The organism is Blautia sp. AF19-1 (assembly GCF_003479155.1).
Classification (GTDB): Bacteria; Bacillota; Clostridia; order Lachnospirales; family Lachnospiraceae; genus Fusicatenibacter; species Fusicatenibacter saccharivorans.
The window spans coordinates 115,991-142,206 of the sequence record NZ_QUGQ01000008.1 but is presented as its reverse complement, the minus strand read 5'-3'; the positions used below and the strand labels follow the sequence as shown (position 1 = coordinate 142,206).

Annotated in this window: 20 protein-coding genes and 1 pseudogene; 18 read left to right on the top strand and 3 right to left on the bottom strand. The window is 48.5% G+C overall.

Features of this window, described 5'->3' with window-relative positions:
* The first annotated feature begins 42 nt into the window (after positions 1-42).
* The 5 genes from spoIIID (at position 43) to DWX26_RS07415 (ending at position 4,195) form a co-directional block, all read left to right on the top strand.
* Entirely contained in the window at positions 43-300 is a 258-nt protein-coding gene (spoIIID, locus tag DWX26_RS07435; protein ID WP_055220903.1) for a sporulation transcriptional regulator SpoIIID, read from the top strand.
* A gap of 86 nt (positions 301-386) precedes the next feature.
* Positions 387-1,133, top strand: a complete 747-nt coding sequence (locus DWX26_RS07430) for a copper homeostasis protein CutC (RefSeq protein ID WP_117510171.1) — start codon at positions 387-389, stop codon at positions 1,131-1,133.
* 33 nt (positions 1,134-1,166) lie between these two features.
* Positions 1,167-2,426, top strand: a complete 1,260-nt coding sequence (locus DWX26_RS07425) for a M20/M25/M40 family metallo-hydrolase (RefSeq protein ID WP_117510157.1) — start codon at positions 1,167-1,169, stop codon at positions 2,424-2,426.
* A 15-nt stretch (positions 2,427-2,441) separates the two neighbouring features.
* The gene (locus tag DWX26_RS07420; RefSeq protein ID WP_055220899.1) at positions 2,442-3,371 is read left to right on the top strand and encodes a nucleotidyltransferase family protein; all 930 of its coding nucleotides are present in this window, start codon (positions 2,442-2,444) and stop codon (positions 3,369-3,371) included.
* A 98-nt stretch (positions 3,372-3,469) separates the two neighbouring features.
* Positions 3,470-4,195: a glycosyltransferase family 2 protein gene (locus tag DWX26_RS07415; protein ID WP_117510155.1), complete on the top strand. Its 726-nt coding sequence runs from the start codon at positions 3,470-3,472 to the stop codon at positions 4,193-4,195.
* Positions 4,196-4,284: 89 nt separating this feature from the next.
* Here the strand turns inward: DWX26_RS07415 and DWX26_RS07410 are convergent, their stop codons facing one another.
* Positions 4,285-5,412, bottom strand: a complete 1,128-nt coding sequence (locus DWX26_RS07410) for a hypothetical protein (protein ID WP_118601170.1) — start codon at positions 5,410-5,412, stop codon at positions 4,285-4,287.
* A gap of 562 nt (positions 5,413-5,974) precedes the next feature.
* Between DWX26_RS07410 and DWX26_RS07405 the strand changes: the two genes are divergently transcribed.
* Positions 5,975-6,949, top strand: coding sequence for a cell wall hydrolase (locus DWX26_RS07405; protein ID WP_118601169.1), 975 nt, complete (start codon positions 5,975-5,977; stop codon positions 6,947-6,949).
* 236 nt (positions 6,950-7,185) lie between these two features.
* Here the strand turns inward: DWX26_RS07405 and DWX26_RS07400 are convergent, their stop codons facing one another.
* A complete protein-coding gene (locus tag DWX26_RS07400) occupies positions 7,186-8,382 on the bottom strand; it encodes a nucleotidyltransferase domain-containing protein (protein ID WP_117510152.1) in 1,197 nt (398 codons plus the stop codon).
* A gap of 288 nt (positions 8,383-8,670) precedes the next feature.
* On the opposite strand from DWX26_RS07400, the gene DWX26_RS07395 reads away from it, so the two are divergent.
* The 11 genes and pseudogenes from DWX26_RS07395 to DWX26_RS07345 all read left to right on the top strand — a co-directional run.
* A complete protein-coding gene (locus tag DWX26_RS07395; RefSeq protein ID WP_158555018.1) occupies positions 8,671-8,940 on the top strand; it encodes a PqqD family protein in 270 nt (89 codons plus the stop codon).
* A gap of 48 nt (positions 8,941-8,988) precedes the next feature.
* Positions 8,989-11,166, top strand: a complete 2,178-nt coding sequence (locus DWX26_RS07390) for an NAD-dependent epimerase/dehydratase family protein (RefSeq protein WP_118601168.1) — start codon at positions 8,989-8,991, stop codon at positions 11,164-11,166.
* Positions 11,166-12,119: a hypothetical protein gene (locus tag DWX26_RS07385; RefSeq protein ID WP_118601167.1), complete on the top strand. Its 954-nt coding sequence runs from the start codon at positions 11,166-11,168 to the stop codon at positions 12,117-12,119. The genes DWX26_RS07390 and DWX26_RS07385 overlap by 1 nt, the downstream gene beginning before the upstream one ends.
* 43 nt (positions 12,120-12,162) lie before the next feature.
* Positions 12,163-14,469 carry a hypothetical protein gene (locus DWX26_RS07380; RefSeq protein WP_118601166.1) on the top strand — a complete coding sequence of 769 codons (2,307 nt, stop codon included), beginning with the start codon at positions 12,163-12,165 and terminating at the stop codon, positions 14,467-14,469.
* An 89-nt stretch (positions 14,470-14,558) separates the two neighbouring features.
* Complete coding sequence (locus DWX26_RS07375; RefSeq protein WP_118601165.1) at positions 14,559-16,427, top strand: DUF2194 domain-containing protein; 1,869 nt, start codon at positions 14,559-14,561, stop codon at positions 16,425-16,427.
* Positions 16,424-17,887 (top strand): GT4 family glycosyltransferase PelF, encoded by a 1,464-nt coding sequence (gene pelF, locus DWX26_RS07370; RefSeq protein ID WP_118601164.1) that lies wholly within the window; start codon positions 16,424-16,426, stop codon positions 17,885-17,887. The genes DWX26_RS07375 and pelF overlap by 4 nt, the downstream gene beginning before the upstream one ends.
* A 35-nt stretch (positions 17,888-17,922) precedes the next feature.
* Positions 17,923-19,395, top strand: coding sequence for an exopolysaccharide Pel transporter PelG (gene pelG / locus DWX26_RS07365; RefSeq protein ID WP_117510145.1), 1,473 nt, complete (start codon positions 17,923-17,925; stop codon positions 19,393-19,395).
* Positions 19,392-19,775, top strand: coding sequence for a DUF2304 domain-containing protein (locus DWX26_RS07360; RefSeq protein WP_117510144.1), 384 nt, complete (start codon positions 19,392-19,394; stop codon positions 19,773-19,775). The genes pelG and DWX26_RS07360 overlap by 4 nt, the downstream gene beginning before the upstream one ends.
* A complete protein-coding gene (locus DWX26_RS07355; RefSeq protein ID WP_118601163.1) occupies positions 19,772-20,974 on the top strand; it encodes a glycosyltransferase in 1,203 nt (400 codons plus the stop codon). Before DWX26_RS07360 ends, DWX26_RS07355 begins: the two co-directional genes overlap by 4 nt.
* A 10-nt stretch (positions 20,975-20,984) precedes the next feature.
* Positions 20,985-21,815, top strand: a complete 831-nt coding sequence (locus DWX26_RS07350; protein ID WP_118601162.1) for a glycosyltransferase family 2 protein — start codon at positions 20,985-20,987, stop codon at positions 21,813-21,815.
* Positions 21,727-22,971: pseudogene (locus DWX26_RS07345) on the top strand (DUF4874 domain-containing protein); the annotation flags it as partial. The gene DWX26_RS07350 and the pseudogene DWX26_RS07345, both read left to right, overlap by 89 nt.
* A gap of 118 nt (positions 22,972-23,089) precedes the next feature.
* Here DWX26_RS07345 and DWX26_RS17140 read toward each other — a convergent pair.
* Positions 23,090-24,493, bottom strand: a complete 1,404-nt coding sequence (locus DWX26_RS17140; RefSeq protein WP_118601160.1) for a DUF4832 domain-containing protein — start codon at positions 24,491-24,493, stop codon at positions 23,090-23,092.
* Positions 24,494-24,527: 34 nt separating this feature from the next.
* Between DWX26_RS17140 and DWX26_RS07335 the strand changes: the two genes are divergently transcribed.
* Positions 24,528-26,189, top strand: coding sequence for a lipopolysaccharide biosynthesis protein (locus DWX26_RS07335; RefSeq protein WP_158580593.1), 1,662 nt, complete (start codon positions 24,528-24,530; stop codon positions 26,187-26,189).
* The last annotated feature ends 27 nt before the right edge of the window (positions 26,190-26,216 follow it).

The window sequence follows — 26,216 nt, the reverse complement described above, 5'->3', positions numbered from 1 at the left end:
CCTCCGAATACACTGTAAAAACAGCGTCTTCGGAGGCTTTTTGTGAGGGACTATATCGAAGAGCGTGCTGTGGAGACAGCAATTTACATGATTGAGACGAAAGCGACCGTACGGCAGACGGCGAAAAAATTCGGAGTGAGCAAAAGTACCGTGCATAAGGATCTGACATCACGTCTGGTACAAGTGAATCCGGGTCTGGCGGCAGAGGCAAGGAAAATTCTGGATGTGAACAAGTCTGAACGCCACATTCGCGGCGGCATGGCAACGAGAGAAAAATATCTGCATCAGAAGCAGAAGTGAACGAAAGTGAACCAAAGAAGCTCTTTCCTAATTGCCTCAAATAGGGTATGATAGAGAAAGAAAATTACGAAAACAGAGGGAATTTTATGAACGATTATATCCTGGAAGTCTGTGTGGACTCGGCGGAGTCGGCGCTTGCGGCGGCAAAAGGCGGGGCAAGCCGGCTGGAGCTGTGTCAGAATCTGGTGATCGGCGGAACAACGCCGGGTTCGAAGCTGTTTGAGGTGATCCGCAGACAGACAACCATTCCGATTCATGCATTGATCCGCCCGCGGTTCGGGGATTTCTGCTACACCCCATATGAATTAGAAGAAATTCGCGAGGAAGTTGCGATGTATCGCGAACTCGGTGCAGAGGGCGTTGTGATCGGCGTGCTGAAAGAGGATGGAACAATGAATATGACAGCGATGGAACAGCTGATGGAGGCAGCCGACGGCATGTCCGTGACGCTGCACCGCGCGTTTGATGTCTGCCGCGATCCCAAAGAAGCGCTTGAGCAGGCGGTATCGCTCGGTATGAACACCATTCTTACCTCCGGTCAGCAGAACAGTGCGGTAAAAGGAGCAGAGCTTCTCGCCGAACTGCAGCGCCAGGCGGCGGGACGCATCCGTATTCAGGCGGGCGGCGGTATCTGCGCGGATGCGATCCGCGAGCTGTATCCGAAAACCGGCGTGACCGCCTACCACATGTCCGGAAAAATCGAACTGGCGAGCCCGATGCAGTATCGGAAAGAAAATGTGAACATGGGACTTCCATCCTTAAGCGAATACACCCTCTACCGCACGGACGTCAAAGCCGTGCGCAGCGCGAGAGCGGTACTGGAAGAACTTTAAGAAAATAAAAAAAGAAAAGGACATAACATTATTATGAAAGCAAATACCATCAGCGGCCAGCGGCAGTATGCGTTCGTCAGCCAGTTTAACTACATCCGCGAAGCCGGAACGGAAGGCGAAGAAAAAGCAGCCTGCCGGATCGAAAAAGAACTTTCTGAAATCGCAGAAAAATGGGGGCAGGGCGAATTGCAGATCCGCCGCGAGCCGTTCGAGATTGAGACATGGCAGGTTGACGAAGCTGTCTTTACGGTCACAGAGCCATATGAGAAAACATACACCGTCCGCGGCTGCTTCGCGGCAGCCAATACCGCTCCGGAAGGCGTGGAGGCGCCATTCCTCTACGTAGAAAACGGCGACCCGGTCAGCCTTTCCCATGCAGAAGGGAAAATCGTCCTGATCAACGGCGGTGCCAATGCAGAAAACTATGAAAAACTGGAAAAAGCAGGAGCCGTCGGATTTCTGATCCTGACCGGAACGCCGCTGGACAAAGACGAGGACCGCCTGCCGGACTACCGCACCCTGCGCGGCGTAAAAAATCCGAAACTGCCGTGCGCCGTCATTCATTATCTTGATGCGATGGAACTGGTAGAACGGGGAGCGAGCCGTGCACGCCTCGTTTTACAGCAGAAAAAAATCAGGAGAACGTCGAAAAATATCATCCTGCGCATCCCGGGAACCGAGCAGCCAGAGGAAATCCTGACGCTGACGGCTCATTACGATTCCGTTCCGCAGGGACCTGGTGCATACGACAACATGGCGGGCGCAGCGATCATCATGGAGCTGGCACACTACTTCGCCGAAAACCGCCCGAAACGGACACTGGAATGCATCTGGTTCGGCGCGGAGGAGCTGGGTCTCTGCGGAAGCCGGGCGTATGTGAAAGCGCATGAAGCCGAGCTGACGCAGCACCGCTTCAACATGAACGTCGACCTCGCCGGACAGGCCATCGGCGGAACCGTGCTTGGCGTGGCAGCAACGAAAGAGGCATGCGACGCGATCATGGAGCACTTAAAACAGGCGGACAAAGGCGTATCGCTCATCAACAACATCTGGAGCAGCGATTCCAACACCTTCGCATGGAAGGGCATCCCGGCGATGACGCTGAACCGCGATGGTTTCGGCATGCACACCTGCCACGATACGATCGACTGGATCTCCGCCTGGTCACTGAACCGGAGCGCCGGTGTCCTGGGCGAAATTGCCGAGTATCTGGCGGATGCAGAACCATTTCCATTTGAAAGAGAAATCCCGGCAGACTTTGCGGAGAGATTAAAAGCTTATTTTGGAGAATAAAAAGGAGAGAACATCATGAGCAAAAAACCAGTATTAGTCATCATGGCAGCAGGAATGGGAAGCCGTTACGGCGGATTAAAACAGATTGATCCGGTTGACCCGTACGGAAATATGATTATCGACTTTTCCATTTATGATGCAAAACAGGCAGGCTTTGAGAAAGTCATCTTTATCATCAAAAAAGCCATCGACGAGGCATTCCGCGAGGGCATCGGCAAGCGAATTGAGAAATACATGGATGTAGAGTATGTTTACCAGGAACTCGACGTTCTCCCGAAAGGCTACGAAGTGCCGGAAGGCCGCGTCAAACCGTGGGGAACCGGTCATGCGATTCTCTGTGCGGCAGAAGCCATCGACGGCGCACCGTTCGCCGTCATCAATTCCGATGATTATTATGGAAGAACGGCATTCGAGGAGATCTACCGCCAGCTGACAACCGAGCAGGACGGCGCGACCTATCAGTACGCGATGGTTGCCTACGACCTGTACAAAACCCTGACCGACAATGGCCACGTAGCCCGCGGCATCTGCACCGCAGACGACCAGAACCACCTTGTCGGCATTCATGAGCGCACAAGAATCGAAAACCACGGCGGACAGGCCGAATACACCGAGGATGACGGCGCAACCTGGACCGGACTGCCGCAGGGAACCATCGTTTCCATGAACCTCTGGGGCTTCACACCGAGCATTCTGATCGAGCTGAAACGCCGCTTCCTGCCGTTCCTCGAGAATGTATACAAAACCAACCCGTTAAAAGGCGAATACTTCCTGCCGTTCGTTGTCGATGAACTGCTGCAGGAGAAAAAAGCGGAAGTCACCGTACTCCGCTCCTATGATAACTGGTACGGCGTAACGTACAAAGAAGACAAAGAAAATGTCATGGCAGCACTGCAGAAATTAAAAGACGAGGGCCGTTATCCGCAGAAACTGTGGGAAGAATAACAAACGAACGGTACTGGGAAATTTTCTCCATGAGCGCATCTTTCGCAATGAAAAGAAATCCTGTATAATGGATGGAAGGAAATGCAAGGAGAATACCAATGGATACCTTATATATTGTAATACCAGCCTATAATGAGTCGGAAAATATCAAAAGAACGATCGAGGAATGGTGTCCCGTCGTGGAGAAGCATAACGGCGGCGGTGCGTCCCGTCTTGTGATCATCAACGATGGAAGCCGCGACGATACGTATGAAATTGCTTCAGCAGAGTGCGAAACCCACCCGTTGCTCACCGTGCTGACGAAGCCAAACGGCGGCCACGGTTCCACCGTTCTGTACGGTTACCGCTATGCACTTGAAAACGGTGCGGACTATATCTTCCAGACCGATTCCGACGGTCAGACCGATCCGGCGGAGTTCGAAAAGTTCTGGCAGATCCGCGAGGGCTACGACGCCATTTTCGGAAACCGCACAAGCCGCGGCGACGGCTTTTCCCGCGCTGTCGTGGAAAAAGTGCTGTGCGCGGTGCTCTGGACCTATTTCCACGTATCCGTGCCGGATGCAAATGCCCCGTTCCGTCTGATGAAAGCAGACTACGTGGCCGAGTATCTGCCGCTGATGCCGGAAAACTACAATCTGCCGAACGCACTGATGACTGCCTTCGGAGCGTATTTTCACCGGAAAATCCGTTTCATCCCGATCAGCTTCAAGCCGCGTCAGGGCGGAACAAATTCCATCAACATCCGTAAAATCGTAAAAATCGGCCGTCAGGCGCTGCACGATTTCTGTGAGATTCAGAAAGCGGCTGCGAAAAAAAGAGGATAAAAAATAATATAAGAGAAGGAACGTATCCCATGTTTCATGAGATACGTTCCTTCTTTTTGTATGCTTATTTTTTATTATGGACCTTATTTTTAATAGAAGCGATGCGATCTTTTCTGATTCATGGAATCCTTTAGTGCCAGAAGTGATTCGATCAGGATCAGAAGCAGGATCACAGCGATCATGACTGCGAGGATCTGATTTGTTCGCTGATGGAACCAGGAGCCGATTCCTGTGTGTGCAGTCTGTGTATTCTCGGCCTGTGCGGCATTTTCAAGAGCTGCAGTTTCCGAAGTAATAATCTGTGCATCCGGGTCTGTTGTTCTGGCAGATGGTACAATCTGCGTTGCGGCTGGAAGCTGGCTGGAAGAAGTAACAGCGGATGCGGTAACTTCCGGGTGGATGGTGGAAAGATCAACTTCTTCGTCTTCTGTAACAACTGCGCTGGCAATCGGTTCTGCTGCGATCGGTTCGGATGCAGGAACCTGTTCCGGTGCGGTTTTGGATGCAGGAGCTGCGGTTTCCGGAAGAATATTTTCCTGTGCCGGCTGTTCCGAAGCAGATGGCTGTACCACGGTCGGGGTTTCTGCCGGTGCGGATGGCTGTTCCGGAACGGATGGTTCTGGAGCGGCCGGTTCTTCCGGAACTTCCGGTGCAGATGGCTCTTCTGGAAGAGATGGCTCCGGGTCAGTTGCCGGTGTTTCCGGGATTGCGGTACAGTAAACAAGAGAAGTCATCGCCGCCGAAGAATCCGTAATCACAACGGAACCACCATTGGAAACGGCCTGTCCATTAACATAGAAGGAAATCTGATCCATATCCAGTGTGTAGCCAGGTTCCGTAACCATCGATACGGAGAACGTTCCGTTTACTTCCTCGACCGGTTCGCTGTTCTGATACAGGACATAGGAACCATCATCGGAAAGATATGACATGGTGACCGGCGCATCCATTGTGGAATCCTGAAATGTCAGGGCAGCATCGGTAAAAGCAAGAGCCGCCTGATCGGTGTTCAGATAGAATTCCAGGTTCTGTGCATCGTAATGGGTGAAGTGAATGGTAATTTCACCGGCGTCTGTATTTTCTGCACTTGGAACTGTCTCGGCTGCTGCCGAATACGGAGCGGAAAAAAATAATCCGGCCGCCAGGAGGCCTGCCATTCCGAATCTCAGAATCAAATTTCCTGTGTGTTTTTTCGTTGTCTGTGTGCTGTGTAACATATGACATCCTCCTTTCACCTGATCGGTTTCTAATGTCGGTCTGTTTTATTTTCCTGCGGTAAGTTTCAAGTATAAATTGAAAGAAAAATAATTGATAAAATATAAATTTTCTTTCTTTTTAAAGATTATACCATATGTAGAAAGAAATATCATGTAAAAATAAAAAGTTAAAAGAAAATTTGAAAATGCGTCAAAAGTGGAAAAGGTTTGTAATGCATGTCGAAAAATAGAAAAAGAACTGTCATAATTTCTTAAAAAATATTTGCGGAAAAAGATGGCAGAAAGGGCAGAATGTGAAACAAAAGCAAAATAAAAAGAAGGAAACAAGACACGGAAAAGTATTCCAGGCAGGCCGCATGCAGAAGAAAAAGTGGGAATAAAAACCGATCCAATTCGTCAAAAAAGCGGAAAAGTGGTGAAAAATTGTGGGTCCTATGAAAAAAACGATGGGAAAAGGCAGGAATGTTGTCGAAATATTCTAGTTGACAAAAAGATGTAACACTGGTAGAATCGGTTTGTAACAAGATGTAACAAAAACGTAATAATTGTTCAGGAGGTAAGTATGACATTCAAAAAAAGTTATGTGCCGGGCATCCTGGGGAGCGTGCTCACACTGACTGTCATCATGGCTGCACCCGTAAAAGCAGAGACAAAGGAAGAAACCATTTTAAATAAAACAGACTGGAGCACAATGGCTGCAGCAAACGTAGAAGGATATGTCAACATCCGCAGCGAGGCAAACGCAGATTCCGAGATCGTCGGAGTTCTGATGCCGGGCTATGCGGTTACTGTAACAGAAAAAGGAGACGAGTGGAGCAAGATCTCTTCCAATGGTGTAGAAGGCTACATAAAGAATGAATATCTGGTATTTGGGGAAGAGGCAAAAGCACATTACCGCAATATGTGCGGTATCACCGGAGTTGTTCAGGCGGACAGCCTTCGTGTCCGTGAGGCAGCATCCACAGATTCCGCGCAGGTTGGAACACTGACACAGAATGGTGAAGTCAGCATATTCGGCGAAGAGGCTGACTGGTATCAGATCCAGTACAGCGGAAGCAGCGCATACGTTCATGGAGACTATGTGACACTTTCAGAGGAGTTAAAAGGTGCTGTTTCCATGGAGGAATACCAGGCATCACAGGCCTGTGCGGCAAGCAGCGCAGCAGCAGCCTCCACAGCAGGCAGTGCATCGGTAATTTCCGCAGACAGCAATGATGTGGCAATGCTTGCAGCACTGATCGAGTGCGAGGCAGGCGGCGAGAGCTACACAGGAATGGTGGCAGTCGGAGCGGTTGTAGTAAACCGTGTCAACAGCGGTTCCTTCCCGAACAGCATTTCCGGCGTTATTTATCAGGGTGGACAGTTTACACCGGTTGCGACCGGAACTTTCCAGAGTGTGCTCGCACGCGGAGCGAGAAGTGACTGTTACGCAGCTGCACAGGCTGCACTTGCAGGTGAGAGCCCGGTTGGCGGATGCCTGTATTTCAACAGCGGCTACGGCAGCGGAATTCAGATCGGATATCAGCATTTTTATTAAAAACAGGCGTGGAACCTTTGCAAGGGGATAGGCGGAGGGAGCATGCATTTCCATAGATTGTGATCGGTTCAAAGTCATGAAAAATGAGATGGAATCGACGGTATAGAAAAAAGAGTAAGTGAACAAGGGGAGACGTTCACTTACTCTTTTTTTACTCTGAAACAAATACTACCGGATAGTCAAAAAGTGCAGACCATCCTTATGGAGTTTTACAGGAAATGTTGTTGGATTTCCAGTTACGGGACATCGTTATTTTCAAAAATTTTCAACAGCTTGGTTTTCTGGTTATCGGCGCGGAAGTCTGCTAATGTCTGACGCAGTGTTGTATGGCGGACGCGGTAGGTATTGGAGAGAAAACAGAAAAAAGTGATTCCCCAAAATACCGGCCAGAGCAACACACATTTATGAAGCTTGGAAAATCGAAGCTTCATCTGAACATGCCCTTCGTGGAACCAGGCACGGACACCGGCGTGCCGGTAAGAGCCGCGGCTTACGATTTTCCGCTCCGTGTCACTGCCAAAGTCGCCGTCTGCGAGAATTTGTTCCAGAAAGGCAGCACAGTCAGCGGCAGAAGAACGAATCTGCGGGTCAATCGAAGCGGAAAGACCGAAATAAAGATGGCAGGATCCGAGAATCAGCTCATAAAGATGAAAAATTTTTGATTCCCGGCACCAGGAGTGGATTTTCTCAAAATCAATCTCAGATGCATACTGCTTCAGATACAAGGTAAAATCGCAGAGCAGACGGCTGCCGAAACCACTGTAGAGATAGTGTTTGAGCATATGGTGCAGCATATAAAATACATTTTCCGTGGGCGGAAGAACAGGATAGGTCTGACCGTAAAGTTCCACGAAAGACGGCTTCAGATGATCCGGGGAGAAGATCTCATCTATCAGCTCGTTGGCACGGGCAAACTGATAGATGCCAACGATACGGTAATGGAGTTCCAGGGTAAAGGAACGGCCGGTTTCCGGAAAGGTAAAGCGGTAGGTAACATGATGATCACTGTCTTCCGGCTCCTCTGTGTATCCATTCGTCTCGAGAATACGACAGGCACGGGAAAAAGCCTCTTTTTCGGGAATATAAAGGTCCAGATCTCCCAATTTTCGGTATTCGGGAACAGGATAATTGGCGGCGAGGCTCATACCCTTTAAGAGAAAACAGGGAATCTTCTCTGCAAGGAGGAGCGAAAAAGTAAGGCGTGTGAAATGTTCCAGCTGATAATAGGAGAGCAGCATCTGTTTTGTCTGCTGTTTTATCCCGGAAAACGATGGCTGCTGTTCAAAATAAGGCAGAAGAAAAGGAAGTGAACAATGTTTTTCTGCCAGACGGTACAAAGCAGCGGTATCCACCCCATCGAGTGGGATCGGTTCAGACGAATCGGTGCATAAATTTTTCAGAATCTGTAGATAAACGGTATCAAGCGGCTGCATGAGAGACTCCTTTGAAGATTTTTTGTGAAAAGAGAGATATGGTTCAGTATACCACAAAAATGCCGAAATTTGAGCGATAAAATAAAAAAATATTACAGATAACGATAAAAAATAAAATAAAGTTTACAATGAAATAAGTTGGGGCTATAATAAATCTGTCAGTACAGCATTTCATAAACAGCTGTATCAAACACTCAGACAAGTGTAGGGTATAGTCATTTTGAAATGTTCTGGAATGATGGCCTTTCCCACCATCGGGAAGAAAAACGTAAGTGAATGGAGAGAAAGATGACCAGAAAAGGTGAGTTTGTACTCAGACAACTCGCAGATGAATATATTCTGATTCCTTATGGGACAACGACAGAAAAAATGAATCGGGTACTTACCCTAAGTGAAACTGCGGCTTTTATTTATGAACAGACAGGTGATGCCGCGTCTGAGGAGGAGATTGCCAGACGGCTTGGAGAAGCTTATGATGTGCCGGCGGAGGACGTGCAGGAGGATGTAAACGCCGTGCTGCAGACATTGCAAAATTGTGGGGTTCTGGAGTGTGCCTGAAAAACGAAAAATCATTTTCGTAATCTGCAAAAACGAAGAGGATAGTATATGATAGTATTTTTGGTCGGTGGCGAGAGCAGACTGATGGATGATCTGATTACCAAGATGGAAAAAGAAGGACATAAGACGTATCTGTTAACGGGAAAACGGGACAGAAGAGGAAAATACCGTCGTGTCTTTGAACGCTACGATTTTCCTTATGAAAGTGAGAGTGTGCAGGAAATATTCTCGAATGTCAATCCGGATCTCGTGCTTTTTCTCGGCGCCTATGATACAAATTATGACTGGAGTGATGCGAGAAAAGAGTCTGTCCGCTATACGGCGGATCTGACCAATATTCTGTCGGCGTATGCATTTAAGCAGGATGGCCGGTTTATTTATTTGTCGTCCGAAGCAGTTTATGGCCGTTCCTACAGCAGTGATATCCACGAAACGGAACCGGCATCCGCGAAAAGCTTTCAGGCAATGGCGCTTCTGCAGGGAGAAAACATCTGCAGAAGCTACCGTGATACCAGAGGGATGGACACGCGGATTCTTCGTTTTGACCATATGTACGGCATTCCGCGAAAAGGAAAAACAGACAGAAATCCGTGTTTTTGGATGACACTGGAAATGCTGAAGACGAATCAGATCGCAGCCAACAGCAGAACTGCTTTTTCCATGATTTACCAGGATGATGCCGTTGCGTTTGCCTATCGCGCAATGATGGAGGAGAGTCCCAAATATCCACTGTACCATATCACATCCGGTGAAGCGATCACACAGATGGATCTGGCGGAGCTGATCCGGCAGAACGCAGACGGCGTGGAGATCCGTGACGATACAGTCGGTGAAGGTTTCCGTCTTGTGCTGGATGGCAGCCGGTATCAGGAAGAGTTTGACGGAAGGATTTTTGTCCCATATGAGAAGGGCGTGAAAGCCGTTGTCACATATATGCAAAAACACAGCAGCTCATTTCTGCAGCGTGATGATGCGGGGGCGGGTTGGGGAAACCGGGTATGGAGTCTGTTATGCCGGATTTTCCGTATGCTGGTTCCGTACATCGAAAATCTGATTTGTTTTATCCCATTTTTTATGATCAACAACCGTGTAGTCGGCAGCCAGTATTTTTCAAAGCTGGATGCGTACCTTCTCTATGTGTTGCTGTTTGCCATCGTATATGGTCAGCAGCAGGCGATTTTCTCGGCCCTGCTGGCGACTGTGGGCTACTGTTTCCGCCAGATGTACCATCAGAGCGGACTGGAGGTGCTGATGGACTACAGTACCTACATCTGGATGGCACAGCTTTTTATCCTGGGAATGGTTGTCGGTTATATGCGGGATCAGATTCTCCAGATTAAAAAGGATGATGAAGAGGAGATCGGGTATCTGCGCGGACAGCTTGGCGATATGACGGAGATCAATGACAGCAACGTGCGCATGAAACAGCTTTTTGAGCTGCAGCTTGTCAACCAGAAGGACAGTCTTGGAAAAATCTATGAAATCACATCGTCGCTGGAACGCTACGGCGCCTATGAGGTGCTTTTCTATGCGGCGCAGACGATTTCGAAGCTGATGAATACAGAGGATGTGGCAATTTATACCGTCGCCAACCGCGTCTATGCGCGTCTCTTTTCGTTCACATCACCGACAGCGCGAAAAATGGGAAATTCCATCCGCTATCCTGAGATGGAGGAAATGTATGAAGACCTCAAAGAGCATCGCGTTTACATCAACAAAACGATGGATGAGCGCTATCCGCTGATGGCGCAGGCTATTTATGCAGAAGATGAGATGCAGATCATCCTGATGCTGTGGGGACTTCCGTGGGACCGCATGAATCTTGCGGAATCCAACCGTCTGACGGTCATCAGCTATCTGATCCAGAATGCAGTGGTGCGGGCAAACCGCTATCTGGAAGCGCTGCACGAACACAGGTATCTGGAAAACAGCAAAATTCTCGAAAAAGATGCCTTTACGCAGCTGGTAGCGGCATTTTTCGAGGCGAAGCGAAACGGTCTGACAGAATGCTCACTGGTTCGGATTGTGTGCAGCAGCGAAGATTATAAAAAAGCAGGTGAGATTCTGGAACAGAAGCTGCGTCAGACGGATTATATCGGGATCCTGGATGGCGGGCTGCATGTATTGCTTTCCAATACCGATGAAGAAAATGCGAAAGGTGTGATCTTGCGCTTCGGGGAAGAGGGTCTGAAAAGTATCCTTGTGAACAGGGAGGTGGCAGCGTGATGAGCCATGAAACCCTGACTTTTGTGGTTCTGTGGATTGTCAATGCCCTGATCGCCCTGATCTATCTGCTGATCGGAGCTCTGGTTTATGTTCCGGCGTGTGATTTGAAACAAGAGCAGGGAGAAGAGGTGCAATACGATAACCGGAGAGCCTTTTTGATCCGTTTTATCGTCATGGTGCTCTGCCCGGTCGTCGGTCCGGCGTTTTTTCTGTGCAGTTATCTTCTTTTCAAAACCGTATTCCGTCAGGCAGTCGATCTGGAGGATGTTGTGTTTGGTAAGGAACGTGTGCGGACACATCTGAAGGCGGATGAGGAGCGGGAGCGCAACATAGCACCGCTCGAGGAAGCACTTGCCGTCAGCGATAAACAGAATCTGCGTATGCTGATGCTGAATGTGATCCGCGGCGATCTGCAAAAATCGCTGGAATCGATTACTATGGCACTGAACAGCGGGGATTCCGAGACATCGCATTACGCCGCATCGGTGCTCTGCGATGAACTGAACAAGTTCCGCTCACAGGTACAGAAAATGTATACCGGGATGCAGCAGGAAGGCGAAGAAGAGACGGATTACGAGAAGATGATGCTCGACTATATGAACAGAGTTTTAAGCCAGAAAGTCTTTACAACTCTGGAGCAGACGAAGTACGTCAAGATGCTGGAGGAGGCCACAGAATCGCTGTATCGGAAAAACAGAGAGCGGATCTTCGTAAAACAGTATGAGGGGCTCTGCCTCAGACTTCTGGAACTGAAAAAATTTCCGGAAACTGAAAAATGGTGCCGGCGTCTGGTACAGCAGCATGGAAATACACTGGAGGCGTATACGTGTCAGTTAAAGCTGTATTTTACCATGGGTGAAAGAGAAAAGTTTTTTCAGGTGATGCAGGAACTGAAACAATCGGACGTTATTATCGATAATGAAACGCTGGAGCTGATCCGCATTTTCAGTTAGAGCGTGTTTGAAAAATCATTTCCGCGAAAGGAGGGACGAAGAGATGTCCATGAGATGGCTGACAATTTTACAATTTCTGGAAATTTTTGCTGCCTATGGCATCGTAACCCTGTTTCTTCCATGGCGGATCCTTGGGAAGAGGTTTCATCGGTTTTCCGTTGCAGAACAACTGATCGCTTATTTCTTCGCAGGGAATTTTTATATCATTTATCTCGTTTATCTGCTGCAGTTTCTTCGGATCAGCAGCCGTGTGACGCTGCTCCTCGGAACTGCAGGGCCATTCCTTTTTATCTGGATCTGGAAAAGAAAAAAACAGATCCCGGGAGCAATGGAGAGCCTGCTGGTGCGGATCGAACGATTGCTTGATGGAGAGCGGGGCAAAAAGACATCTCTGGCGCAGCTTCGGAGAACCGTTTACGAGCGGTGTTTTCGGGGAAAACGAAAGCAATGGCTGCATGCGCTGCCGGAAATAGCAGTGCTGCTGGCGGCAATTGCAGCGATCACGTATGTGTATGGACCGAATATGGTGGAAACGTTCGGCTACAAAGCAAGTGATATTCCGGTGCACAATTACTGGATCAATGAGCTTGAGCGGAATAATATCTGGGTTGCGGGCGTGTATCCGTATGGATTCCATATTGTGATTTATTATCTTCATATGGTATTTGGAATTCCTACCTATGTGCTGCTTCGGATTTTCGGCGTAGTGCAGACGTATTTTGTGTATCTGGCACTGGTCGCGGCGCTGAAAATGGTGTGCAGGGGAAGGTTTACGCCGTATTTTGGGATACTGTTTTATGTGATGGATATCTTCAACCGGAGTACGTACGCCCGTTTTGAAAGTGCACTGCCGCAGGAGTTCAGTATGATTTTTGTCCTGACCTCTGTCTGTATGGCGATCCGTTTTTTTCAGGAATTTGCAAAAGAACGGAACGGAAACTGCCGCTGGTATCTGGTACAGTTTGCGATTGGATTTTCGCTGACGCTGACCGTTCATTTTTACGGTACGATGGCTGCAGGCCTGTTTTGTATTGGCGTTGCTGTTGGCTTCTGCTTTCGTTTTTTCCGGTGGAACTATTTCAGAAGAATCCTGATTACGGGAATATTAAGCGTCCTTCTCTCAGTCCTGCCGATGGCGGCGGGCGTTGCGATGGGAAAGGGGCTGCAGGGATCGCTGTACTGGGGAATGAACGTCATTACCGGTGATAAAAAGCAGGAGGATGCGGATACAGCAGGTACTTTATCACAGGACGGTGTATCCGACAGTCTGACGGCCGGCGAAGCAGAAAGCAGCGGCAACACAACCAAGAACGGTGAAACCGGTTCTGTGCTCAGCCAGTCCCGGATAGAAGAGCTGCGAAAAGCGGCAGAAGAAAGAATACAAAAGCAGCAGAAACCGCTGTCGGAGAGGCTCAAAGAAAAAGGATCGGCAGTGCGGGAAAGCATCCGCGTTAATGTCATGAATGTAAAACCATATATCGCAGAAATTACGCTGGGAAGTATTGCAATTTTGCTGCTTCTTGGCATCCTCCTGGCAGTGCTGCGTGAAAACGATTTTGCGGGAGCTGTTTTGTCTGCGGCTGTTTATCTGCTATGCATGTGTTCTTTGCAGTGTGCATCGCTGCTGCATCTTCCGGCGCTGATGGATGCCAATCGCTGCGGCATTTTCCTGTGCTATGCCATCTGCTTTGCCTGGGCGCTTGGCGTAGATGCAGTGGTGTATCTGGCGATACGCCGGTGGAAGCGAAGATGGCTTGGCGGGATTGCTTCCCTCCTGACACTTGTGACGGCTGTAACAGCCGTTTTATCGCAGGGTCTTATAAGAGAGCCGGTAAAGGTCGGAGCACTGGAAGATAACGGAGCCATGGTATGCGTTACCAATATCTTGCGGGAAAATAAAGATTTTACATGGACAATCTGTTCAGCGAATGATGAGCTTCGCATGACAGAATTTTATGGATATCACTATGAGACCATTACCTTATTAAATCAATTGAAAGATCTGGGGCAGAATCCGGAGATTATAATACCAACGAAATACGTGTATTTTTTTATTGAAAAGATACCAGTTGATTATGGGGAAAGTACGAAACACGAAGAAGTCACAGCCAAGGGAGCGGAAACGCCACTTCCGTTTACCGGTGGACTTCATCCCTACACAGGAGAGAATCGCTGGATCACGATGAGCCATATGTATGAGTGGGCACAGAGGTTCCAAGAGCTTTACCCGAATGAAATGGAAGTTTACTATGAATCCGACAGCTTTATCTGCTATTGCCTTCAGCAGAACGTTAACAGTCCATACAACCTTGCGATTGATTATGGCTACAACAATCCAATGCCAAAGTAGAGAAGACGGGAAAAAACAAAGAGACAGACAGGGCTGAAAAAACTGAAATTTCAACAAAAAAGACTTGATGACAGAAGGAGGAAGAAAAAATGGTTTCCCGCAGAAATTTTGCAGCGATCACAATGCTTATGGCAATCATCCTCTTTTTGTTTCAGGGTCTGAATCTGGCAAAGGAAAAACTGAACCACTATGAAAAAAATGCGTATGCGGCAGAGAAAGAAGATCTGGAAGATGGCAGCGGCGCATTTGGAACAGAAGACGCATCCGGCGAGAAAAACATAACAGGAAGCCGGGGAACGATCGTCTATATCGGAGAAGCCGAGGAGCATTCTGTGGGGGCGGTTGTCTGTGAATGGTGCCGGTATATGAAGTACGAAGCTGCAGTTTATCCATCCATGCGCAAATATGAGCAGGCAATGGAGAAGAAAGGTGCAAAGCAGCCGGAGATGATTGTAGTGAATTCAGAAAGCATCGACTGGACCGCCTTAAAGGATGTCGTAGATCTGCAGAACAGTGTGAATGAGGGGATCCATGTTGTGTTTGCAAATCTCCCGGAGGTGTCTGTGATCCGGAAAAATCAGAAGCTGCGGGAGCTGGTTGGAATTGCAGAAGTAAAAGAGGATTCTACAACCGTAACGGGGCTGGATCTGTATGACAATCTGATGCTCGGCGGAGAAAATATTTACCGGACCGAAAATAAGGAAGAAGAAAACAGGCAGGATCTTAAGCTTACGTTTCCATGGTTTAAGCTTGGAGATGGAACCAAAACTTATATGAAAGGCTTTCCGGAGGATCAGACGCTGAAAACCCAGGATTATCCGGTTGTGATCTGGCGGAAAAATTTCGGGACAGCCAGTGTATTTGCCGTAAATGGAGATTATATGGGGGATGAAACCGGGCTGGGACTGCTGACGGGAATGGTGTATGAAACCAGAAATTATCTGATTTATCCGGTTGTAAATGCGCAGAATCTTGTTGTGCAGAACTTTCCGTCACTTGCAGAGGAAAATACGGACAAAATGCAGGAGATTTACGGAAACGGAACAAAAGGTGTTAACCGCGATATTGTCTGGCCGTCGATTGCAGCAATCTACAGAAAAAATCATTTTGGTCTTACCTGTATGGTGGCACCAAAACTGGATTATGATGCTCCGGCAGAAGCAGATGGCGAGCTGCTGCATTATTATGCGAAGCTGCTCAACGAAGAAAAAGGCGAGATGGGACTTTCCGGTTTTACAGAATCCGAAACATCCGTAAAGGAAAAATTAGACGAAGATCAGAGCTTCATGCAGAAAAATCTTTCGGATTTTTACTTTTCCTCCTTTTTCAGTGGAAACCTGAGTGAACAGGAGATGGAAACAGCTTTACAGCAGTCTGCTCTTGGGAGTGTCCGCACCGTAGTTAAGAGCAAAGATACGGCTGGCGATCTGGTCAGCTACCTGGATGCACAGACGACACAGCAGAAAATTGTCACGGAAGATACCGGACGTTTTACCTATCGTTCCTGGATGAAAATGAAGAGTATTGAAAGTGCGCTCGGCTATGCCAGTGTAGAGCTGGATTTAAGCAGAGTGATTTATCCGAAAACAGAGGAGGACCGCTGGGAAAAAATCGTCAAAGAATTTGCCTCCAACCTCGGAACCTACTGGCAGCCATTTTCCGGATTTGACGGTACCACGGTTTCCACCTGCGATTCCAGAATCCGCACCTTCCTGAACTTACGCTGCGAGGACGAAAGAGAGGGCGACACCATCACCTTAAAGACCACGGGAACAGAGAAAACTGCGTACTATGTGATTCGGACACACAATGAAAGCGTTGAAAAGGTCACGGGCGGAACGGCAGAAAAGCTGGAGGATTCTGCATGGCTGATCCGCGCGGAAAAGAGTGAAGTAACGATTACACTTCGTGCATCCGACCGGCGGTATTACTATGAAGAGGGGGTGAAAAACGAATGAAAGTCTGTATGGTAGCGGAGGGCTGCTATCCCTTTGTGGTAGGCGGTGTTTCCAGCTGGGTACACAGTCTGATCCAGCTTTTCCCAAAAACAGAATTTATCATCCTCGCCATTGCGGCAAACCGTTCCCAGCGCGGAAAGTATGCGTATGAGCTGCCCCAAAATGTCTCCGCCGTCTATGAACTCTATCTGGACGATGTGGACTGGGGCGGAAGTAAAAAACGACATAAACATCGGCTGAGGAAAGAGCAGTATCAGGCACTTCGAAGTCTGCTTCTTGATCAGGATATCGAGTGGAATGTCCTGTTTGATCTGTTCCGGAAAGAAGATGTTTCCCTGAATGCGCTCCTGATGGGAGAGGATTTTCTGAATGCCGTGAAAGAGTGCTACAACCTGAAATACAGCCAGATCGTTTTCTCTGACTTTTTATGGACTATGCGCTCCATCTATCTGCCGCTGTTTCTCACAATGCAGACCGAGCTCCCGAAGGCGGATCTTTATCACTGCGTTGCAACCGGCTATGCCGGCGTGCTTGGCGCTATGGCAAAGCATTTCTATGGAAGCCGTCTCCTGATTTCGGAACACGGTATTTACACCCGGGAACGCGAGGAGGAGCTGATTAAAGCGAAGTGGGTTGCAGGAATCTACAAAAATATCTGGATTGACCAGTTCCGGAAAATGTCAAAGCTGGCGTACAACGAGGGAACTCTGATTACCTCCCTGTTTGAGCACGCGCGGGAGCTGCAGGTTGAGCTTGGCTGTCCGGTGGAAAAGACGATGGTTACACCGAATGGAATCCGTGTGGAAAATCTTCAGAATATCCCGGGAAAGACCGAAGAGGATGCGGGAATGGTGAACATCGGTGCAGTTCTTCGTGTCACACCCATCAAGGATGTGAAAACGATGATCCAGGCATTTGCCTTTGCAAAAGAGCGCGACAGAAGACTGAAGCTCTGGATCATGGGACCATGGGAGGAGGACCGGGAGTATGCCGAGGAATGCTTCCAGCTCGTATCGGATCTGGAAGTTCCGGATGTGGTATTTACCGGAAGAATCAATATCCGGGATTATCTGGGAAGAATGGATGTGACAATTTTGACCAGCATCAGCGAAGGCCAGCCGCTGACGATTCTGGAGAGCTATGCGGCACACAAGCCGGTTATTGCGACAGATGTCGGAAATTGCTATGGTCTGATCTACGGTGAGAGCGATGATTTCGGCGCAGCCGGAATAGTTACGCATATCATGAATATAGAAGAAATCGCACAGGCAATGCTGGATATGGCGGCCGGTGAGAAAAAACGCCTCGAAATGGGAGAAACCGGATACCGCCGTGTTATGCAGAAATACCGTGTGGAATATATGCAGAAAACGTACTGGGAGATTTACCGCGATTTTGCTGAGCAGATGGGCCAGAAATGGCAGGAGGAACCGGTAAAGCTGCCAGAAAAACAGAAATAAAATAAACACCGCAAGGTGGAAAGGGGATAGATGGCATGGCAGGAATCGGCGTTCGCCTGAATCGGATTTTTGAAAAAAATACCATTACGACAAATTTGATTGGATTCTCCTACAGTACCGTTGTAACGATTGCGCCGATGATGGTCGTCATTTTCAATCTGATCTTAATGGAGGAGCTGCTCGAATTTTCCAGTGTCGGATATGCTACGCGTGAGCTGTTTTCCTGTACGATTCTCTATATCTTTATTTTTGCGTTACTGACGGCATCACCGTTTAATGCGGTGCTGTCCCGTTATATGTCCGACGTGATCTACGAGGAACGGTATCAGGACATCCTGCCGTGCTATCAGATCGGAATGCTTCTGAATATCGGATTGAGCTGTCTGGTCGGCATTCCGTTCTGTCTGTGGGAGCATTTTGTCGGGAAGGTGTCAACGGCGTATGTATTTTGCAGTTTCTGTGGCTATATCAGCCTGGTGCTGGTTTTCTATTCCATGATTTATCTTTCCATCTGTAAGGATTATCAGAGGATTTCACAGTATTTCTTCTTTGGAATGCTGGTTGCATTTGTCCTGGCACTGATTCTGCATTTCCTCATGAAATGGGAGACGACGCGCAGCATGCTATTTTCCCTGACGGTTGGATTTTTTGTGACGGCAACACTGGAAAACGCCCTGATCCGGCGGTATTTTGTCAAAAACAGTAACCGCTACCGGCCGGTGCTGCAGTATTTCAGAAAATACTGGAAACTGATTTTTTCGAATTTTCTGTATATTCTGGGGCTGTATATCCATAACTTTGTGTTCTGGACAACCGATATGCGGATGGAGCTGGTAAAGAGCTTTGTCTGCAATCAGCCATATGACATGGCTTCCTGCCTTGCCATGTTTACCAATCTCTCGGCATCGATTATTTTCATTGCACGCGTCGAAATGCGTTTCCATGAGAAATACAAGCTGTATTCCGAGGCGGTGATTGGCGGAAAGGGAGCCGATATTGAAAATGCAAAAAAGCGGATGTTCCGCCAGCTTTCCAGTGAGTTGATGACGCTTGCACGCCTTCAGTTTATGATTTCCGTTGTGATATATCTGATTTGCGTGATTTTCCTGCCGCAAGAAGGCTTTTCCGGCATGACCATGAAAATTTATCCGTCCCTTGCAGTTGGATATTTTATTCTGTTCCTTATGTATGCGGAAATCATTTTTCTGTATTATTTCGATGACCTGACCGGCGCAATCCTGACGGCGATTGTGTTCTGTCTTGTTACCTGGATCGGCAGCCTGATTGCTACCCATCTGCCGGCCGTCTGGTATGGGGCTGGGGTCATAGCAGGATCGTTTGCAGGATGGAGCGTGGCGTTTGCGAGACTGCGATGGGTGGAAAAAAATATGGATGCGCACGTTTTCTGCCGCGGAAATCTGATCAGGCACGGGAAAGGAAAGCGCCCATCCGGTCTGGTATTTCAGAGGGCAGAAGAGCAGAAACAGAAGGATGAGATGAAACGATGAGTACAGCGACAATTATAAAGGTTTGTGTGATCCTGGCAGGGCTTGGGATTATGGCAGTGACGTTTGTGCTGCATGCGAAAAAGAAACTGACGATAAATCTGGCGGTTACCTGGGAGCTGCTCGGCCTTGCGGCAATCTTAAGCGGTGCGGTTCCGAAGTTCTCCGGCTGGAGCAGCCGCTTAAGTCTGGGAAGTCTGGCGGTGCTGCTGCTTACCGGGTTCCTTGTCGTGTGGGGCATGTATCAGATGACAATACAGATTTCTTCTCTGCTGATGAAAAATCAGGAACTGGCAATGCAGGTTTCTCTGCTGAACCAGGAGAATGAGAGAATCATAAAAGAGCTGGAACGTCTGACAGGAAAGCAGGCAAGAGACTTATGAAAAAAATACTGTTTGTAATCAATACGCTTGGCCGTGCAGGAGCAGAAACGGCTTTGCTGGAGCTTCTGAACCATCTGGATACAGAGAAATATGAAATTTCGCTGTATGTATTGCTGGGACAGGGGGAAATGATTTCAAGGGTGCCGCCGGGAGTCCATATAAAAAATAAAAGGATCTGTGAGGATTCCGTACTCTCCGGTGCAGGAAGGCGAAAACTGCTGCAGACATCGGTGATGGCATTGTTCCGGCACGGACACACCATGGAAAAAATCAGGTATCTGATGAAGAATCTGCGCGTGATGAAGAAGGCGGGGAAAATTCAGCCGGATAAACTGCTCTGGAGAGTCCTTTCGGACGGGGCAGACCGGTTGGATGAAACCTTTGATCTTGCGGTTGCTTATCTGGAAGGCGGCTCTGCTTATTACGTTGCGGATCACGTGAATGCAAAGAAAAAAGCTGCATTTGTCCATATTGCTTACGGCGATTCCGGACATACACGGGAAATGGACCGCGACTGCTACGAGAAAATGGATGTTATCTATACGGTTTCCGGGGAGACACGCCGCCATTTCCTGGAGTTTTACCCGGAGTATGAAGAAAAAGTGCAGGTTTTTCACAATATCATAGACAGAGAGCGGATCGGGAGAGAGGCTAAAAAGCCGGGTGGCTTTTCGGATTCTTATGACGGTGTCCGTATTTTAACGGTTGGAAGGCTGGCACACCAGAAAGCATATGATATCGCCATTCTGGCAATGAAACAGATCAGAGATGCCGGATACAAGGCGCGGTGGTATGTTGTGGGCGAAGGTCCAGAACGGAAGGCTCTTGAAAAACAGATTGCAGAGCTCAGACTGCAGAAGGACTTTATTCTGCTTGGCATAAAGGAAAATCCGTTTCCCTACTATGCACAGTGTGATCTCTATGTACATGCGACACGGTTTGAGGGGAAAAGCATTGCCATTCAGGAGGCCCAGGCGCTTGGCTGTGCCGTGATTGCGTCAGACTGTGCAGGAAACCGTGAGCAGATAGAGGATGGAGTCGATGGTCTGCTCTGCTTGCTGACCCCGGAGGGCATTGCCCGGAAAATAGAAGAACTGATCGATGATACCGAAAAAAAAGAGCGGATTGTGGCGGCAGCAAAACAGAAAGGGAACGGACAGACAGAGGAAATTTGGCGGCTGCTGGATCTGATGAAATGAGGCGGGAACTATGGAGCAGAAAGAAGTATTACTGATTATTCCGGCATACAACGAAGAAAAAAACATAGGAAAAGTGATGGATCAGCTGGCACAGCCGGAGATCGCGGAGCTGGTAGATGTACTGGTTATGAACGATGCGTCCTCCGATAACACAATCTGGATGGTAAAACAGCGCGGCTATGCGGTAGTAACGCATGTTTTCAATCTCGGTTACGGAAGCGGTCTGCAGCTTGGCTATAAATATGCGATCCGCAGGGGCTACCGGTACGTGATCCAGATGGATGCGGACGGTCAGCATGATGTATGCAACATTCGAAAAATTTATGAAAAACTGAAAGAAAAAGATACAGACGGAAGAACACCGGATATTGTGCTGGGATCCCGTTTTATGGATGGAAGCGCAGAGTTTTCGGTAGGCTTTGCAAAAAAGCTGGCATTCCGCCTATTCCGGCGTATGCTGTACATCGCGACGGGAAGATGGATTGCAGATCCGACGACAGGACTGCAGGGGCTCAGCCGCAAGGCAGTGCTTTATTATTCAAAATACAATCATTTTGATGACAAATATCCGGATACCAATATGATCACACAGATGATGCTGCTTGATTTTAAAGTGGTTGAAATTCCGGCAGTCATGCATATCCGGACCTCGGGAACAAGCATGCATTCCGGGCTGAAACCCATCTGGTATATGACGCGGATGTTCTACAGCGTACTGGCCGTGATTTTCCGGTGTAAGGTTTTAAAGATGGATGCGGGAGCAGGGCGAAAAGATGTGGAAAGAAAAATGGAACCGTTTTCTGAAAAAGCAGAAAACAGCACAGAGCGAACCGGCGAGTGATCCCGCGTTCTCTCGGGCAGATTTTGCAGAGTGTAAAGGTGCGGTACAGAATCCGGGCTGCGGCTGGTACCATTTGTATACGTTTGATGCGGCAAAAACAGACGAACCCCTGTATCTTGCCTGTAAGGAAGAAGAGCTTGTACTTCTGCGGATTGGGATCGGAGCATTTCGAACCGGCAGGATCCCACAGGAGTCGATGGCGTGGGTGCGGAAAATTCTCGCATTTTTCCGGGACCAAAAGAAGGGAATGATCCTTCGGTTTGCCTATGATCTGGAAGGAAAAGGATTGGAACGCGAGCCGGGCAGCATCAAAACCGTACAGGAACATATGCGGCAGCTTGGCGCGGCAATCCGGGAATTTTCGGAAGATATCTATGTTGTGCAGGGAATCCTGATCGGAAACTGGGGAGAAATGCATGGATCCCGGTATCTGACACCGGACGGGTTCCGGACGCTGGTTCGGACTATGCAAGATGCGCTGGAAGGCGCCTGTCCGCTTGCGGTGCGCAGACCCTCCCAGTGGCGGGAGCTGGCAAGAAACTTTACAGAAGAAGAGAAAAAATATCTGACTCTGTATAACGATGGGATGTTCGGATCGGAAACCGATCTTGGTACATACGGTACTCTGGCGATGGAAACACCGGAGCAGGAGCCGCAGAGCCGTGGGGCGGAACTTGACTGGCAGAGAACGGCAATGCGCGGCCGTTTTTGCGGCGGCGAGGCAGTACAGCGTGCAGCCGGAGAAGAGAATGTTTCGGCAGAGGAAGCAATCAGGGATCTGGAAAAGATGCACATTTCTTATCTGAACAGTACGTATGACCCGCAGCTGCTGGAACAATGGAAAAAAGAAACCGCAAACGGTGTATCCGGCTTCGAAACCGTCGGAAAACGTCTTGGTTACCGGTTTGTAGTGGAAGATGTGGAAATGCTTTCGGAAAATGAGAACCGGATGTGGAAAACGGGGGAAGATTCTTCCGGTCAGATGAGCTTGATGCGGATTACCCTGGAAAACCACGGATTTGCCGGGCTGACGGAAGAAGCCGACTGCTTCCTGGAGATAGAAGAGGAGAACAAAAAGAAGGAAACATATCGGATCCATACCGATGCCAGAACCTGGAACAGTGGAGAAACCACCGTGCTTTGTCAACAAATCAAACTGCCTGCGGTGGCAGAACCAAAAAAATGTTTCTGGCATTATACCGCAGGCGGGATGGGCGTCCGCTCCTGTTTGCCAATCAGAATGCGGAAAGCGGGCGTGTGTTTCTGGGCACGTATCAGAGCAGCTTTTCCAGCGTCAGTGTTCCGAGCCGGAATCCGTAAGAATCATGGGAAAACGTGTTGGCAGGCTGGATTTCCCGCCAAAGTGACGGATCGGTCATCCGAAAATATACCGTATAGGTTCCCTTTTCCAGTTCACGGAACGGAAGTGAAACCGAAAGCTCTGAGGTATTTTTGGGGAGCCAGAATCTGGAATCCCCGGAAAGTGGGAAGGAGAAAATCCTGCCGTCACCGGAAACCAGGGTGATTTTTACGTCAAGTCTGCGGTAGCCGACGGAAAAGCCGACATTTTCAAGTTCTATGTTCAGCCGGGACTGATGCAGGGTGGTGTTGCGAACCACATAGCGGTAACCCATATGGCGGGCGATATAGTCGTAGCCGGATATACCGTCAAAAACCGAAGCTTCATCGTGGTAAACCGAATTTTTCCACTTATCCAGAACCGCCGGATCATGCTCTGAATTCAAATAAGAAACATGCATCCGGGAGAGATCCGAAAGGGCATGGTCAAGGTCATTGAAGGGATTGTCGAGAATCACCTCGCCGCCGTTTGGAACAAAATTGCAGAGCCTGTCCTGAAAGTCAAGCTCATCCTCACGCACCCAGGCAGAGCGATAAGCATCCGCAGAGGCAGGCGTATCTCCGTATGTGCCGGTATCATTTGCTGTTCCGAGCATTCCGTCATTGAAAAGCCCGAGGCGGGAGGAAAGTGAGCCATCAAAAGCAGTTTCTGCGGAAGGCAGCTCTGCCGAATTCAGAATCTTCCGTCGCTGTACCGGTGTGCGGACGGACAGAAAAATCGAAGGATCGATCACGTCTGCCAGATGCTGCATCAGAATGGAGCAGTCTTCATCGGACAGATGGTCGGAGCCATTCATCTCTCCGCAGTTGCCGACAAAAATACCCTGGATCAGAAAAACACTGTCCGTGTAACGGTTCACAATCGCGGCGGTCTGATCCATGTGGCGCAGAATCTGGTCGAGGCTTTGCGGTTCCGATTCTTTCGCTTTGCCGTCCCAGTCGTACAGAAAGCGCAGAATCATCGAATTTCCGTGTTTCTGCCAGGAGGACAAAATCGTGTCAAGCTGTGCAAGTGCCGGATCGGAAAGATCCTGATCGGCAAACCGGCGCAGATTCAGCTCCAGCATCACAAGTCCGGGTGTCTCTTCGGGATTGGAATCCGGGTCGGGAAGATTGGAGAGTGTATCGTTTCCGAGAACGTAGCCGTACATCGAATAAAATCCGATATACGGATTGGACAATTCATCTGCGGATTCCGTACACGCTTCCGGTGTATAACTGACATGATAAAAAGCGCAGATGCAAAGAAAAGCAAACAGGATGAGAAACAACAGGAGCAGAAGCGAGAATAAAATACGGGAAAAAGCTCTTTTTTTCATAAAAATCCTTTCTGGTCAGGCAGATATAAGTCCAGTGACAAAAGCATTTGCGATCGCCTGGTTTTCTGTAAAAACGGTGCCGTATCATTCCATCATACCATTTCGAAACAGTAAAAACCAGAAAAAAGTAATGAGAGTACATAACAAAGAAAAGGAGGACATCATGCGGATTAAAAATCTATTTCGAAACAGCTTTTTCAGTATGTTTTCGCAGTTTGCACTCCTGATTCTTGGATTTTTCAGCCAGCGGGCGATGAATCTGTATATGGGTGCGGAACTTGTCGGCATGAACGGAGTCATTTCCAATGTTATCAACATCCTGTCCGTGACAGAACTCGGCATTTCGACAGCCATTGTTTATCATCTGTACGGAGCACTTGCAAGGAAGGATGAGCATGAGATTGCATCGCTGATGAACCTGTACCGGAAGGCGTACCGTATTTTTGCGGTGATTGTATTCACGGCGGGAATGCTGCTGCTTCCGCTGATTCATCTGTTTATGAAAAACAACAGCTACTCCCTGACGTATATTCGGATCTTGTACGCTATGTGGCTGATTCGCACGGTGCTTTCCTATCTGCTCACCGATCGAAAATCGCTTTTAATTGCAGACCAGAAGGAATACATTGCGAGTATCGCCGGCCTGATTTTAAATGTTGTAAGCTATCTGGCGATTATTCTTCTTGTGACATATCAGCAGAATTATCTTCTGGCACTTGGTATTGGGATTGTGACAGAGGTGATGCTGAACATCTGGATTAACTGGTATGTGGAACGGAAATATCCGTTCCTTCATCAGCTGCGGAAAGAAAAAGGTTCCTCTTTCTTTAAGGAGCTGATCTTAAAGGATCTGAAAAACGTGTTTATCTCCAGGGTTTCGGACAAAATGCTGAACTGTACCGATAACCTGATTATCTCCGGGTTCATCGGCGTCGGTACAGTAGGACGGTATGCGAACTACAGCATGATTACGCAGGCAATTATCAATATTCTTACGATTCTTGCCAACACGATTCAGCCGACCATCGGGGATTATTTTACCGAAAAGAATTATCGGCGGAATTATGAAATTCTGCGGCAGCTGACCTTTGTGTTCTTCTGCATTTCTTCCGTCGTGGCAGTGGGACTTTTTTCACTGATTACTCCGTTTATCTGCGATATCTGGCTGAGTCCCGCGTATGAGCTTGGATGGGGAACAGCAGTGCTTTGTATTGTGGTGCTGCTGATCAAAATCATGGGACTGCCGCTCAGTCTTATGATGGGGGTAACAGGACTGTTTGAAAAAGAAAAAAATGCAGGCGCATCAAGTGCGGTTCTGAATCTGGTCGTATCGCTTGCACTTGTAAGACCATATGGCATGACAGGAGTCCTTCTTGGAACCTTACTTTCCTATTTGCTGCAGATCTCCTATCGCTACGTTATCTTTTTCCGGGATTTTCTGGGAATGAAAGAGGAAGCGATACGCTATGCGAGGGATCTGGGCGAATACACTGCGGTGATGATCCTGGAAGTCGCAGTGACGCGAAGGATCATACCGCTGATCTATGGAAACGGTGGAATGACGCCATTTATCTTCTGTTTTGTCCTCTGTATTCTGGTGCCGCTGGCACTAAATGGTGTGTTCTTTGGAAGAGGCTGGAGACTCCAGAGTATTGTGAAAATGGTGCGGGGAATGAAAAGAAGCGGATGCAGATGATTTTTTGCGGCAGCCTGTCATTTGCAG

Excerpts from the sequence above, each read along its gene's own strand:
- DWX26_RS07430 (WP_117510171.1), top strand. The coding sequence starts at position 387 with ATGAACGATTATATCCTGGAAGTCTGTGTGGACTCGGCGGAGTCGGCG.
- DWX26_RS07425 (WP_117510157.1), top strand. The coding sequence starts at position 1,167 with ATGAAAGCAAATACCATCAGCGGCCAGCGGCAGTATGCGTTCGTCAGC.
- DWX26_RS07420 (WP_055220899.1), top strand. The coding sequence starts at position 2,442 with ATGAGCAAAAAACCAGTATTAGTCATCATGGCAGCAGGAATGGGAAGC.
- DWX26_RS07415 (WP_117510155.1), top strand. The coding sequence starts at position 3,470 with ATGGATACCTTATATATTGTAATACCAGCCTATAATGAGTCGGAAAAT.
- DWX26_RS07410 (WP_118601170.1), bottom strand. The coding sequence starts at position 5,412 with ATGTTACACAGCACACAGACAACGAAAAAACACACAGGAAATTTGATT.
- DWX26_RS07405 (WP_118601169.1), top strand. The coding sequence starts at position 5,975 with ATGACATTCAAAAAAAGTTATGTGCCGGGCATCCTGGGGAGCGTGCTC.
- DWX26_RS07400 (WP_117510152.1), bottom strand. The coding sequence starts at position 8,382 with ATGCAGCCGCTTGATACCGTTTATCTACAGATTCTGAAAAATTTATGC.
- DWX26_RS07395 (WP_158555018.1), top strand. The coding sequence starts at position 8,671 with ATGACCAGAAAAGGTGAGTTTGTACTCAGACAACTCGCAGATGAATAT.
- DWX26_RS07390 (WP_118601168.1), top strand. The coding sequence starts at position 8,989 with ATGATAGTATTTTTGGTCGGTGGCGAGAGCAGACTGATGGATGATCTG.
- DWX26_RS07385 (WP_118601167.1), top strand. The coding sequence starts at position 11,166 with ATGAGCCATGAAACCCTGACTTTTGTGGTTCTGTGGATTGTCAATGCC.
- DWX26_RS07380 (WP_118601166.1), top strand. The coding sequence starts at position 12,163 with ATGTCCATGAGATGGCTGACAATTTTACAATTTCTGGAAATTTTTGCT.
- DWX26_RS07375 (WP_118601165.1), top strand. The coding sequence starts at position 14,559 with ATGGTTTCCCGCAGAAATTTTGCAGCGATCACAATGCTTATGGCAATC.
- pelF (WP_118601164.1), top strand. The coding sequence starts at position 16,424 with ATGAAAGTCTGTATGGTAGCGGAGGGCTGCTATCCCTTTGTGGTAGGC.
- pelG (WP_117510145.1), top strand. The coding sequence starts at position 17,923 with ATGGCAGGAATCGGCGTTCGCCTGAATCGGATTTTTGAAAAAAATACC.
- DWX26_RS07360 (WP_117510144.1), top strand. The coding sequence starts at position 19,392 with ATGAGTACAGCGACAATTATAAAGGTTTGTGTGATCCTGGCAGGGCTT.
- DWX26_RS07355 (WP_118601163.1), top strand. The coding sequence starts at position 19,772 with ATGAAAAAAATACTGTTTGTAATCAATACGCTTGGCCGTGCAGGAGCA.
- DWX26_RS07350 (WP_118601162.1), top strand. The coding sequence starts at position 20,985 with ATGGAGCAGAAAGAAGTATTACTGATTATTCCGGCATACAACGAAGAA.
- DWX26_RS17140 (WP_118601160.1), bottom strand. The coding sequence starts at position 24,493 with ATGAAAAAAAGAGCTTTTTCCCGTATTTTATTCTCGCTTCTGCTCCTG.